A 12,244-nucleotide genomic window follows, 5' to 3' on the forward strand; every position below is an offset into this window, starting at 1 on the left:
TTAAACGCCAAGCTTAAGTTTGGCCCAGATATCATTAACCACTGTATGGAATGTGGCCCAGGCGCATAACTTACAAAAAATAAACACTTGCTATCAAAAAGCCAAAACGTCTGTTTTGGCTTTTTTATTTATATAATTTTTAAGCACTGGTATCTCAAAAAATAGTTTAGCTGTTACACTTAATACGTAACTTAATTAAAAAGATGGAATAGCTATGCCCAATAATAAATTTAGACTAGTCACTCGTAGCGATTTTGATGGCCTTGTATGTGCTGTACTACTAAAAGATTTAGATCTAATTGATGACATTTTGTTTGTACACCCAAAAGACATGCAAGATGGAAAAATAGACATCACCGCTAACGATATTACCACTAACCTTCCCTACGTAGCGGGTTGTCACATAGCATTTGACCACCACTTAAGTGAAACCGTTCGAAACGCAAGCGACATTAAAAATCACATAATTGACCCTAAAGCGCCTTCAGCTGCGCGAGTCGTTTACGACTACTACGGCGGCGCCGAAAAATTTCCTAATATTTCAGTAGATATGATGGACGCTGTAGATAAAGGCGACGCAGCTCAGTTTTCTAAAGATGAAATACTCAATCCAACCGACTGGGTGTTAATGAACTTTATAATGGATGCCCGCACAGGCCTAGGCCGCTTTCGCGAATTCAAAATTTCAAACTACCAGTTAATGATGAAGCTCATTGATGCATGTAAAGATCAAAGCATCGACGACATTTTGCAAATGGAAGATGTTGCAGAGCGAGTTGCGCTTTATAATGAGCACAACGAAAAAGCAAAAGCACAAATAACACAGTGTGCAACAGTGCATAAAAACCTAGTGGTACTAGATCTAACTCAAGAAGAAACCATTTACGCCACTAACCGTTTTGTAATTTACGCCATGTACCCCGACTGCAATATTTCAATTCATAAAATGTGGGGGCTTAAAAAGCAAAATGTAGTGTATGCAATTGGTAAGTCAATTACTAACCGTAGCTCAAACACAAACGTAGGTGAGTTATGCCTTAAATACGGCGGCGGCGGCCACTTAAATGCAGGCACCTGCCAAGTAGAGACCAGCCAAGCCGACACAGTACTCACTGAGCTGATAGATAAAATCACTAATGATGGTTAATTACTAACGATTAAATATCAAAATAAAAAAGCGAGTAAATTTTCATTTACTCGCTTTTTTATGTGTAGTTATAAATTTTTAGCTATAAAAAACTGTTTTGCTAACGCTTCAACTCAATAGTTGTTGATATCTTAGGTTTTTAAAGGCAGGTTTGAGAGAAATTGTCAGTCAAAAGTTCTGATGTCTGAAGTCAAGATTTGACCCTCGGCTCTTTCTTATGACGGTGAACTCATACTGAAAGTAAAAGGCTTGTGGTTCGCTGGTAAAGCCATAATCACAAGGCACTACTCATGGAAGGTAGAAAAAGCATAACCTAAAGCTGAAACGAGTTAGCTAAAGCTAACTATTGAGCTTTAGCACTTATCAAACACCAGATTAAGCAAAAAAATTACCTTTAGCTTATCATTGCCAGAATGGCAAAAAGGGTCTTACTTGGAGTTCTGTAAATAACTGTACTGAATAAAATAACAATCACTCTCGCTTTCATATTTAGCTTTGAGCTCTTTTGATGAGTAGAAGCCTAATTCTGTTCGATAATATTATTAATCGTCGTTTTGCTAACGAATAGCATACCGTATTCTTTGATATATTTTAATATATTGTTTACATTGGTAATTGTTGGTGAATTATTTAAGTATGCGACACCGTCGTTCTACAGTCTCGTGTACTGCTAAAATGACATAGAATAAGTAGTTAAAAATATAAGGGAATTTAGATGGCCTCTGAGCTGCTAAGAATAAAAAAAAGGAAAGAAACACGGCAAGAAATGATTTCCTTGTACGAAAAATCGGATCAGGTTCTACTGATACACTATTCTTGTGAGTCGTTTTATGACATTAAAGATGGAAGAACTCCAAGAGTTACATCTATTGCTGTTAGAAATTTAAAAACAGCTCAAACAGAAAGTTTCTCTGTTCATAAAATTGCAGAACGAAGTGATATCTCAATAAATGATATACCTGCTCGATACGATGAACTTGAAAAAAAAATGCTTGAAGAGTTTTTTGAATTCATAAAATACAGGCAGACTTTTCACTTTGTTCATTGGAATATGCGTGATGGCGCATATGGTTTTTCAGCAATTGAACATAGATTTCAAGCTCTAGGTGGCGACCCGTACAAAATACAAGACGACAAAAAAACTGACTTGGCTCGAGCACTTATATCACTATTTGGTCGCCAGTACGTGGGTCACAGTAAAGCAGGTCGATTTCTAGCTATTGTCGAATTAAACAAAATAACTGATAAAGATGCTTTGACCGGAAAGGAAGAGGCGGATGCTTTTGAGGCTGGGGAATATGTTCAATTACATCGTTCGACGTTACGGAAAATTGATTGTATGTCGAATATATTTGAAAGAACTATTGATGGTTCTTTAATCACCAATGCTTCTTGGCAAGATCAGTATGGTATTCACCCTAAAGCGCTCATTGAGTACGTGAGAGATCATTGGTTATGGTCTGTTGTTGTTATCATAGCTATAATTTCAGGCCTTGTTGGAAAAATAGCAGGTTTGTTCTAAATATATTGTCTTTACTAAATAAACATATCTGTCATTGTTTCTAGTTTTCAATTAAACATAAACCCAATGTTAGGTAATTAACATCGTCCAAGCTCAATAGATGCTTTTAGAGAATATTTAACAAGTAATGCAGTCTAGTTTAAAAAGGCTACTCAAAGTAGCCACTTATGATCAGTTCTGGAATATGGTGCAATTAAACCATAGTAAGGTAAATCAAGAAGTTAAATTAATAAAAGATGAGGCCATTGCACTCTACGCATATACACTTTGTCACCCACCATTATACAAGGAGATAAATAAGGCTCTACGGGATGGTGATACGAATAATTTTATAATTAAATTAATAGATTCAGCAATTAAAAATCTCCCAATTTACCGAGGGAAATATGTTTTTAGATGGACTTTACCTCTACTTGAAGAAAAGGAAAAATTAGATAGTTATGAAGAAGTATTTGAAAAAGCTTATTTAAGTACATTGAAATTTCCTAATGAGATTACAATGGCAGATCCTGAGTGCATTTTGTTTAAAATTGAACATTTGAATGGCCGTGATATAGCTTTATACTCTGATGATTATTCTATAGATATTCAAGAGGTTATATTGCCAAGAGGTTCAAGCTTTATCAACACTTTGACTCGATGTGATGAAATTGACTATATTATTAGGCAAGTTACATAAAACTAATGGGGTCAAATTTTGGCTTCATACATTAAGAATCTTCAATGTCTGCTCATGGCACAAAACAGCCTGAATGTAATTTGGGTACTTTAATAAAAAAGGACAGCGCTAAATTCTTAAACTTCAATTTACTCTGCTACATATGTGCTACACAAAAATTAAAGAGAAGAAGCAGAAAAGCGTAACCCATTGATTTAATTGGTAGCCCCTGCAAGAATCGAACTTGCAACTGCCCCTTAGGAGGGGGCCGTTATATCCATTTAACTAAGAGGCCACAGCGATGTGCTAGGGTTAAATTATAACGGCATCTGGTTTTTTATATCAAGTTTTAAATCAAGTGGAATTTGAGTTAATTACTTGATAAATATATATCTTCTTTGCTTAGTACGTATTGCGGTATAAACTCTCGGCTGCTGGCCACTATTTGCTTGGTGTTGACATTTATAATGCGTGTATTAATAACAATACCGTTTTGCCTGTAAATTAAGGTGCCCGCGAGTATATGACTTGCCATATGATCTTCACTCAGCTTTTTGATATTTCGTGAAAACACAAAATCACCGCGTCTGTTTACGTCTATTGTGCTGGTGGTTTTAAAATCAACCACACTGTAACCAAACTTTTGTAATTGATGGATTAATGTTTCGGATATTTGGTTACCTAACTGGTTACTTTTATTGAGTGACGAGTCAAAATTTACCAATGTACTAACAGCAATATTAACCTGTGTATCGGATTCTGTGTCGTACTCTAGCGTGTCAACTAAGTCTAAAGCCACTTGCTCTACGTAATTAACGAGGGTTTTATGATGCTTTACTGGCTTAAAGGGTTTTGACGCATCGTAATCATTGTTTGGTTGCACAGTTTGGTTGTGTGTTTGAGTATCGTAACTGCCATTTAATACATAGCTGGTACTTGCTTGCGTTGTTGTGTGCGAATTTGAATCATGCTCATGGTGATGCATTAGCGAGCAACCAGATAGAGCAACGACTAACCCAGCTAGTGATAATGTCCGTAAATTGGTGTTTAGTGTAAAGCGCATACTCACCTCACTCACTCGCTTGTTTTAGCATAATACCATCGGTACGGTAATTACCATTTAACGCATCAATAACTGATTGCGGTAAAAACCCTTGCGCCGAACCAACAACCGCTTTACTTGTTAAGCCAACAATTCGTGCATTGACTAAAACTCCGCCTTGGTGACTTACTAGCGTGCCTGCCAGTACGTATTGAAAGTTTTGCTCTGGGTCTAATTCAAGATAGTCTCGGCTAAAAACAAAGTCGCCGGTTTGTGTTACACGCACATAATCGGTGGTTTTAAAATCAATGACCGGTACACCAAAATTGTGAAGCTCATGCATAAAGCTTTCAGCAATTTGATTTCCTAATAAGCTACCATTACTGTAATCGTCGTCTAAAAATACAAAACTTGATACCGCTAGTGGTGTTTTATCATTTACGTATTGTAAGTTTTCGACCATGTCTTGCATTATTCCGCGCACATAGTGGTTTATATTTTTATGCATTGGCGGCGTCGATTTTGTGTAGTTAGTTTGCTGAGCTAACCCCGACTGAAACATGTTATCGTGATTAACTGGAGCACTCACTTTGCGTTGGCTTGTTGCCAGTTGCGCTCCTTGGTTACTTTGCTCAACAGCTGGGTCGGCACTAGGGGTGTTCATAATTTGTGAACAACCAAAACCTAGTGGCAAACATAGCGTGATTAATAAGTTTCTCATTGTGTACTCCTCGTTAATATTCACTGCGATAGAGTGAGCCATCGCGCTGCTGAATTTTTTCATTTCCCCACATTACATTGATTGGGATCTCGGTACTGCCAGCAGATAAAACTTGCTTATTGCTAATGTTTACCATGCGCGCATTTACAATGTATGCATGCTGTTGACGTGTCACGGTGCCGGTGATTATAAGGTCAATATTTTGGCGCTCTCGTAACTGTTCTAAATTACGGGTCAGCGCGCTGTCGGCATTATGAGATAAGTTTAGGTTATTTGCTAAGCGATATTCGACCGTGTGATAACCCATTTGCGTCATTTTGGTTAATATGCTTTCTTGTATTTGTTGGCTTAGGCCCGACGCTTGCTGCGTCATTAGCTTAGTGTCGAGCGCATCTGCAAAGTAAAAACTACTCACACCTATGCGAGTATTGTTGCTTAATGGACCTTTTAAATGACTTAATTGCACAGTTAAGTTGTGTACATAGTCACTTACTGTATAAGGTGCCATCGCTGCTTTTGGGGCATATGTGCTTATACTTGGCTCGGGTTCAGGAATTAAACTGCACGCGGCCAAGTTAATTAATAATAAGGGTAGTAAAAGGCGCATAGTTGCCATCCTCTTGTGATCATACAAGAGACTAAGCAATTATTATGCCTAGAGGGTTGGTTGTGGTTTTTCCTGCGTATAATAGGTAACAAAACAATTAATTTTTTGCTGTTTTAATGCTTCGCAAGCGGTTGTTGCTTGTTTATTTGTTTTGTATGCGCCTAATTTTAAACGATAAAACGTATTGGTTTTTATTACTTTAGTTTCAACATTAACAGCTATGTTATTACTAAAAAACGTCGGTATTTTACGTTTTAAATTAGCCAGTGCCGTGTTTAGTTTAGTTTTACTGTTAAATGCAGCTACTTGAATAGCGAAAAATGCCTGGTCGCTTTTTAAAATACTTTCTGTTGAAGTGGTTGTTTGAGCGTTTTTTGTTCCAGCCGTATTGGTTTCGTCAATGGCTTTTAAACGAGTAGTCAGCTTTGATAGCTGCCCTTCAAGCTCAAGCAGGTCGTTAACTTTAGGCTCAACTGTTTTCCACTCATTTGCAGACTGTTTGAGCGCTTTTAAATCCTCGCTTGAAATAAGGACAGTGTTTGGTGTTGTTGAACTCGGTGGCGCTTTTTTAGATGAAGTACACCCTGTTATAACGAGCAAAACCCCAATACAAAATAAAGTGTTTATAAATTCCTTTTTAATAACCATACTTTTTACCTACCACCCTTTTAATTATGGTCAGGTATTTTATGGATAAAAAAATTTTTAGCAAGTTTCTATTTTAACTACAGCTTTACGGGTTTATCTGTGTAGTTACTCACTATGCAGTCAAGCTTATACACTTTAAATACTTCGCAGTCTGCTTTGGCATTTTTTAGATTTTGATACGAACCTAACTTAAGCCTGTAAAACGTTTTTTTGTTAATTTTTGCGGTTTCAACATTGGTCAGTATTTTTTTTCTGAATAAGGGAGCAGCTTTGGTGTTTAGCTCTTTCCACGCTTTTGCGATGTCTTTTTCTGAGTCAACCGATGCCACTTGTAGAGCAAAAATATGTCTAGGTGTATTAAGTTTAACTGTCTGCTTTTTATTTCTGTATTGATTAACGCTTTGGCTACGCGAACGAGCAGCTTGCTGATTGTGAATTGTGCGCGTGCTGTAAGAGCTATTTGTAGGCTGATTAGATTGGGCTATTGCTTTACTATTAATAATATCTATGTGATTAACAAGGTAGGTAATTTCTTTTTCTAGCTTTAAAATACGCTCTATACCCGCCCTGGCTTGCTGCCATTGCAATGCTGCATCTTTTAACTGAGCCAGCTCTAATGCAGTAATAGGTACATACTCAGGCGAATTAGTTTGTGTTTCAGGTGCTTGCACTAATTTAGCTTCAGGCGTAATAGAGCATGCTGTACCAAATAGCAGTATCAGCAGGCTTAAAAGTAATCCTGTTATTTTTTTGTTATTAGTTAACATTTATTCGCTGTCCTGAAAGCAGTGTAATCACACTTACATTTCAGTTAAACATCCTCTTTACAAAGCGTTTAACCTTACTTTAAATTTTCGAGCCACACCCTAGCCCTTTACATAAATAAGCGTATTTAATTCAATAAGCTTATGTATTTTTGACTCCTCCATGAGAACACTTTTCAATACAATTTTAATGCCACTTAAACTAAACATTACAACATAAATTACATTATGTCTGTAAAGTAATCAAAACTATTCTAATTTTTACATTAAAAAAACAAGTTATGCAAAAACCAATAAAAAAAGCGCCTAATTAGGCGCTTTTTGCTGATTAAATGTAAACGGTTATACAAGTGTTTTAATAAACGTTTTTAACTCATCGGCAAATTCGTCACGACGAAGTGCAAACTCAATGGTTGCTTTTAAATAACCAATTTTACTACCACAATCGTGGCTTCGGCCTTTCATTGCGTAAGCATCTACTTTTTCGCTTTGCATAAGCATGGCAATAGCATCGGTCAGCTGAATTTCATCGCCAGCACCTTGCGGCGTTTTTGCAAGTAGCGGCCAAATATTTTCACTTAACACGTAACGCCCAACTACTGCTAGGTTTGAAGGTGCCTCGTCAACCGGTGGTTTTTCTACCATGCTAACAATTGGTGAGCTTTCACCCTGTGCTATTTCGGTGCCACCTAAGTCCACCACACCAAACTTATCTACTTCCTGCATTGGTACAGGCTCTACCATAATTTGGCTGTGCTTAGTTTGTTCAAAGTGAGCGATCATCTCTGCAAGGTTGTCTTTTTTAAGATCGCTTTCAACGTCGTCTATAATCACATCGGGTAAAATAACGACAAACGGTTCGTTACCAATAATTGGCGCGGCGCAATTAATAGCATGGCCTAGCCCTTTTGCTTCGCCTTGGCGAACGTGAATTATTGTTACGTCTTTAGGGCATATAGCTTGCACTTCGGCAAGCAATTGCCGCTTAACACGCTTTTCAAGCGTTGCTTCTAACTCAAAGCTGGTATCAAAGTGGTTTTCGATAGAGTTTTTACTTGAGTGCGTGACAAGTACTATTTCTTTTATGCCTGCGGCAACCGCTTCGTTTACTACGTATTGTATTAAAGGTCGGTCTACGACAGGAAGCATCTCTTTAGGGATTGCTTTTGTGGCTGGTAGCATGCGCGTACCAAGTCCCGCTACTGGGATCACTGCTTTCATGTTGTTTTCCTTAATCGGTTATTATACTGAAAATGGATATTGAATTGCGTCATGGCATTGATAGCCAGTTACTTCAAAATCGTCCCGGGTAACCCACGTTTCTATGTCTTCAAGTGACTTTATATTTGGATTAATTGTAAGTGTAGGCGATTCAAATGGTTCGCGCTTGAGCTGGACGTCGCGCATTAATTCGAGCTGATTTTCGTAAATATGAGCGTTAGCTATTTTATGATACGCCTTACCCGGTTTGTGGCCGGTAATCTGAGCGACCAATGCAAGCAATACAAAACATTGAATTTGATTAAAATTTAGCCCCAACGGCACATCGCAGCTGCGCTGATAAGATGTTAGGTAAAGCGTGTCACCTAATAGTGAAAACGTATGCGTGTGCATGCAAGGTCTTAAACAACCTAGTTCAAATTCACCTGGGTTATAAAACGTGATTATTTCACCACGATCATCAATACCATTTTTTAAATTGTTAATTACTTTAGCTAACTGATCGAGTGTTGAGCCATCAGGGCGTTGCCAGCCGCGGCCTTGGACGCCGTAAACGCGCCCCATATCGTCTTCACCTTTACGATTTGGGTTATTAAGCCAAGCTTGGTTATCGTTGGCATTAGCATCCCATGTTTTACAGCCAATTTCACGAAATTGTTCTGCGCTATCGTAGCCTCGTAAATAGCCAAGTAACTCTGCAATGGCCGCTTTATAGTAACTTTTACGCGTTGTGATCATCGGGAACTGATTGTTTGCTACATCATATTCTAAATCGGCGTTTATAACGGTTAAGCAACGTGTGCCTGTGCGTTTGTTTTCTACCCATTGACCTTCGTCAACGATACGCTGACATAATTTTAAATATTGTTTCATGCTTTTATTATGCCTTTGCTGCTGTTACTTGCTGCGGGTTTTTATAAGCCCAAATTAATAAACCTAAACCACCTATAATCATAGGCAGTGACAGTATTTGTCCCATAGAGATAAAGTCGGCAAATAAGCCTAGTTGTGCGTCTGGTTGGCGGAAGTATTCAATACCAAACCTAAACACACCGTAACCTAATAAAAATACACCGCCAACACTGCCCGCAGGGCGTGGCTTTTTAATAAACCATAGCATAATTAAGAATAAAACGAGCCCTTCAAAAAAGGCTTCGTATAACTGCGAAGGGTGGCGAGCAAGCGGCCCGCCGGTTGGAAATACCATAGCCCAAGGTACGTCTGATACACGCCCCCATAACTCACCATTTATAAAATTACCTATACGCCCTGCTAATAACCCCACTGGCACCAGTGGCGCTACAAAATCGCCAACTTGTAGCAGTGATTTTTTGCGTGTCCAAGAAAAAATAGCAACGGCTGTAATTACGCCCAGCGTACCTCCATGGAACGACATACCGCCCTGATCAATGCGGAATAAGTAAAGTGGGTTTTCTAAAAAATAGCTAAATTGGTAAAACAATACATAGCCAATACGACCACCAAGTATGACCCCTAACATGCCATAAAATAATAGATCACTTACCTGCTCTTTGGTCCAGCCAGAATTAGGCTTTGCCGCTTGACGATTTGCAAACCACATCGCAAATGCAAAACCAATTAAATACATCAATCCGTACCAACGTACGCTCAGTGGTCCAATCGAAAAAATAATTGGATCGATTTGAGGAAACTCAAGTGCCATAAAAATAAACCTTTAGCTAAAAACCATTTTAATTGCGATAACAACAAGCAGTACCGCAAAAACTTTCTTTATTGTATTAACAGGTAAATAATGAGTTGCTTTAGCCCCGTAAGGCGCCACAAACCACGACGTAATAACAATACCAAATAACGCAGGTAAATATACAAACCCTGCAAAACCATGTGCTAAGTCGGTCACCTTCCAACCCGCGCTAATGTAGCCAATAGAGCCAAATAAGGCAATTACAATGCCCGAAACGGCAGCGCAGCCAATGGCTTTTCTTATATCAATAGAAAAGTAATTGAGCATAGGCACAATTAACGCTCCACCACCAATACCAATCAAGCCCGATAAACCACCCATAATAGCGGAAATACACCCTAAAATAGGACCCGGTGGGAGCGGCTTAGTGGATGAGGGTTTATTACGTGATGATAGCGCCATTCTAGCTGCAATAAATACAACACTTACTGCAAATACACTACGAAGTAACTGCTCCGGTATTAAGCTTGCGGCAAAGCCACTAATTAAAGCCCCGACTGCTACACCAGCCATAACCCAAGGTGCAACATGCCAAGGCACATTATCATTTTTATGATGAGCCAATGCTGAAGACGTAGAAGTAAATAAAATAGAGGCCAAAGAGGTCGCAATCGAAATAACTACAACATGTTCTGCAGATGTAACATTAAATAAAATCAGCAATGTGCTCAGTGCAGGCACAATTATTAATCCGCCGCCAATACCTAATAATCCTGCTAAAAAACCAACAATACAGCCTAGTAGTGCGCAACATGCGACCAACAAACCTAAGTCATACATAGTTATCTCAAATGCCTTTTGAAGGCTTATATGTTAAAGGATTATAAAACGAATAGCATCTGCGTATTAAAATTAATTAAGTCAGTACTTTTTACTTTGGGGTATAAAATAGGTCACCTAAATTATGCTCTAACATAAAATTGCGCGTTAAACGCAAGACCTGTTTAGCCGTTGATTGTGCTAAACACTCGCTCAACAACTGCTCCATGTCGGCAACGCTCAAACGCCTAAGCACCCACTTCACCTTATTTAAAGACGATAAGTTCATACTCAATCGTCTGTAGCCCATAGCTATTAGCAATATGGCCCCTTCTGGGTCACCACCAAGTTCACCACATAAACTAAAGGGTAACTCGTAATTTTCACACTCACTGGCTATTTTACTTAAAACTCTGAGCACCCCGGGATGATAAGGATTAAAAAGCTCAGCAACACGCGCGTTGGCTCTATCTACTGCCAATAAATATTGTGTTAAATCGTTACTGCCTACTGAACAAAAATCTACTTTTTTAGACCATTCAGGCAACATAAACACACTGGAAGGCACCTCAAGCATAATACCAATATCGGGGCGATCTATTTGCTGCTCAGGAAAATGTTCGTTGAGTTCAAAATAAGCTTGTTCAAATAACCCTAATGCTTCATCAACTTCTTCAGTGCCGCTGATCATCGGCAGCATTATTTTTAAATTGCCTAAACCTATATTTGCCTTAAGCATTGCTTTGAGCTGATCTAAAAATAACTCGGGGTGATCAAGGCTAATACGTATACCGCGCCAACCCAAAAATGGGTTTTCTTCGGTTATATTAAAATAGTCGAGCACTTTATCGCCGCCAATGTCGAGCGTACGCATTACAACAGGGTTTGGGTAATAACTAGTAAGCACTTCTCGATACCAATTCTCTTGCTCTAGCTGAGAAGGAAACTGGCCTTTTTGCATAAACCACGCTTCAGTGCGGTATAAACCAACGCCGTCGCACACATGTGCGTTGTTTTGATCTGTTTTTAACTCTAGTCCGGCATTTAACAATAAACTGACGTGTTCGCCATCTAAAGTAATAGACTCATACTCTTGCTCTGCTAAAAAGCGATTATTTAACAGGTTATCTTGATGTTGTAAGTCTGCGTACTCATCTAATAACATCTGCGAGGGTGAGATATACAAGCGCCCTGCAAATGCATCTAAAATCATTGGCTTACCATCAAATTGAAGTAATGGTAAATCTTCTATCCCCCAAATAGCAGGGATCCCCATTGCGCGAGTCAAAATAGAAGCATGACTATTGGCAGAGCCATTAACACTAACAACCCCTGCTAAATGCCCTTTTGGTACTTCAGCAAGCATGGCGGGAGTTAATGTATTAGCAATCAAAATAGTATTTGGGGGGTAATCTTTTATTGCGTGTTC

General features: G+C 38.7%; 13 protein-coding genes and 1 tRNA gene. 3 read left to right on the forward strand and 11 right to left on the reverse strand.

Annotation, left to right across the window (positions count from 1 at the left end):
- Positions 1-214: 214 nt before the first annotated feature.
- The 3 genes from BCG07_RS18480 (at position 215) to BCG07_RS18490 (ending at position 3,348) form a co-directional block, all read left to right on the forward strand.
- Positions 215-1,147 (forward strand): DHH family phosphoesterase, encoded by a 933-nt coding sequence (locus tag BCG07_RS18480; protein WP_010555880.1) that lies wholly within the window; start codon positions 215-217, stop codon positions 1,145-1,147.
- A gap of 715 nt (positions 1,148-1,862) precedes the next feature.
- Entirely contained in the window at positions 1,863-2,669 is an 807-nt protein-coding gene (locus BCG07_RS18485; protein ID WP_193156067.1) for a hypothetical protein, read from the forward strand.
- Between the two features lie 127 nt (positions 2,670-2,796).
- Entirely contained in the window at positions 2,797-3,348 is a 552-nt protein-coding gene (locus tag BCG07_RS18490; protein WP_193156068.1) for an ADP-ribosyltransferase, read from the forward strand.
- A 199-nt stretch (positions 3,349-3,547) separates the two neighbouring features.
- Here the strand turns inward: BCG07_RS18490 and BCG07_RS18495 are convergent.
- The 11 genes from BCG07_RS18495 to ptsP all read right to left on the reverse strand — a co-directional run.
- Positions 3,548-3,622: transfer RNA gene (locus BCG07_RS18495), tRNA-Arg, on the reverse strand.
- A 75-nt stretch (positions 3,623-3,697) separates the two neighbouring features.
- The gene (locus BCG07_RS18500; RefSeq protein ID WP_286891464.1) at positions 3,698-4,390 is read right to left on the reverse strand and encodes a FlgO family outer membrane protein; all 693 of its coding nucleotides are present in this window, start codon (positions 4,388-4,390) and stop codon (positions 3,698-3,700) included.
- A gap of 7 nt (positions 4,391-4,397) precedes the next feature.
- Entirely contained in the window at positions 4,398-5,090 is a 693-nt protein-coding gene (locus tag BCG07_RS18505; protein WP_006792683.1) for a FlgO family outer membrane protein, read from the reverse strand.
- A gap of 13 nt (positions 5,091-5,103) precedes the next feature.
- Complete coding sequence (locus tag BCG07_RS18510) at positions 5,104-5,697, reverse strand: FlgO family outer membrane protein (RefSeq protein ID WP_286891466.1); 594 nt, start codon at positions 5,695-5,697, stop codon at positions 5,104-5,106.
- A 48-nt stretch (positions 5,698-5,745) separates the two neighbouring features.
- Complete coding sequence (locus BCG07_RS18515) at positions 5,746-6,345, reverse strand: SPOR domain-containing protein (protein ID WP_286891468.1); 600 nt, start codon at positions 6,343-6,345, stop codon at positions 5,746-5,748.
- A gap of 77 nt (positions 6,346-6,422) precedes the next feature.
- On the reverse strand, positions 6,423-7,112 hold the full coding sequence (locus tag BCG07_RS18520; protein ID WP_008132700.1) for an SPOR domain-containing protein: 690 nt from the start codon (positions 7,110-7,112) through the stop codon (positions 6,423-6,425).
- A 339-nt stretch (positions 7,113-7,451) separates the two neighbouring features.
- The gene (galU, locus tag BCG07_RS18525) at positions 7,452-8,330 is read right to left on the reverse strand and encodes a UTP--glucose-1-phosphate uridylyltransferase GalU (RefSeq protein WP_006792679.1); all 879 of its coding nucleotides are present in this window, start codon (positions 8,328-8,330) and stop codon (positions 7,452-7,454) included.
- A 21-nt stretch (positions 8,331-8,351) separates the two neighbouring features.
- A complete protein-coding gene (locus BCG07_RS18530; protein WP_006792678.1) occupies positions 8,352-9,203 on the reverse strand; it encodes a thymidylate synthase in 852 nt (283 codons plus the stop codon).
- A gap of 7 nt (positions 9,204-9,210) precedes the next feature.
- Positions 9,211-10,014, reverse strand: coding sequence for a prolipoprotein diacylglyceryl transferase (gene lgt, locus BCG07_RS18535; protein ID WP_008132732.1), 804 nt, complete (start codon positions 10,012-10,014; stop codon positions 9,211-9,213).
- Positions 10,015-10,026: 12 nt separating this feature from the next.
- Positions 10,027-10,836, reverse strand: coding sequence for a sulfite exporter TauE/SafE family protein (locus BCG07_RS18540; RefSeq protein WP_006792676.1), 810 nt, complete (start codon positions 10,834-10,836; stop codon positions 10,027-10,029).
- A gap of 91 nt (positions 10,837-10,927) precedes the next feature.
- Positions 10,928-12,244, reverse strand: a 1,317-nt coding sequence (ptsP, locus tag BCG07_RS18545; RefSeq protein WP_286891473.1) for a phosphoenolpyruvate--protein phosphotransferase, incomplete at its 5' end; no start/stop codon positions are given.

Source organism: Pseudoalteromonas sp. ESRF-bin5 (assembly GCF_002632075.1).
Lineage (GTDB): Bacteria > Pseudomonadota > Gammaproteobacteria > Enterobacterales > Alteromonadaceae > Pseudoalteromonas > Pseudoalteromonas marina.

Excerpts from the sequence above, each read along its gene's own strand:
- BCG07_RS18480 (WP_010555880.1), top strand. The coding sequence starts at position 215 with ATGCCCAATAATAAATTTAGACTAGTCACTCGTAGCGATTTTGATGGC.
- BCG07_RS18485 (WP_193156067.1), top strand. The coding sequence starts at position 1,863 with ATGGCCTCTGAGCTGCTAAGAATAAAAAAAAGGAAAGAAACACGGCAA.
- BCG07_RS18490 (WP_193156068.1), top strand. The coding sequence starts at position 2,797 with ATGCAGTCTAGTTTAAAAAGGCTACTCAAAGTAGCCACTTATGATCAG.
- BCG07_RS18500 (WP_286891464.1), bottom strand. The coding sequence starts at position 4,390 with ATGCGCTTTACACTAAACACCAATTTACGGACATTATCACTAGCTGGG.
- BCG07_RS18505 (WP_006792683.1), bottom strand. The coding sequence starts at position 5,090 with ATGAGAAACTTATTAATCACGCTATGTTTGCCACTAGGTTTTGGTTGT.
- BCG07_RS18510 (WP_286891466.1), bottom strand. The coding sequence starts at position 5,697 with ATGCGCCTTTTACTACCCTTATTATTAATTAACTTGGCCGCGTGCAGT.
- BCG07_RS18515 (WP_286891468.1), bottom strand. The coding sequence starts at position 6,345 with ATGGTTATTAAAAAGGAATTTATAAACACTTTATTTTGTATTGGGGTT.
- BCG07_RS18520 (WP_008132700.1), bottom strand. The coding sequence starts at position 7,112 with ATGTTAACTAATAACAAAAAAATAACAGGATTACTTTTAAGCCTGCTG.
- galU (WP_006792679.1), bottom strand. The coding sequence starts at position 8,330 with ATGAAAGCAGTGATCCCAGTAGCGGGACTTGGTACGCGCATGCTACCA.
- BCG07_RS18530 (WP_006792678.1), bottom strand. The coding sequence starts at position 9,203 with ATGAAACAATATTTAAAATTATGTCAGCGTATCGTTGACGAAGGTCAA.
- lgt (WP_008132732.1), bottom strand. The coding sequence starts at position 10,014 with ATGGCACTTGAGTTTCCTCAAATCGATCCAATTATTTTTTCGATTGGA.
- BCG07_RS18540 (WP_006792676.1), bottom strand. The coding sequence starts at position 10,836 with ATGTATGACTTAGGTTTGTTGGTCGCATGTTGCGCACTACTAGGCTGT.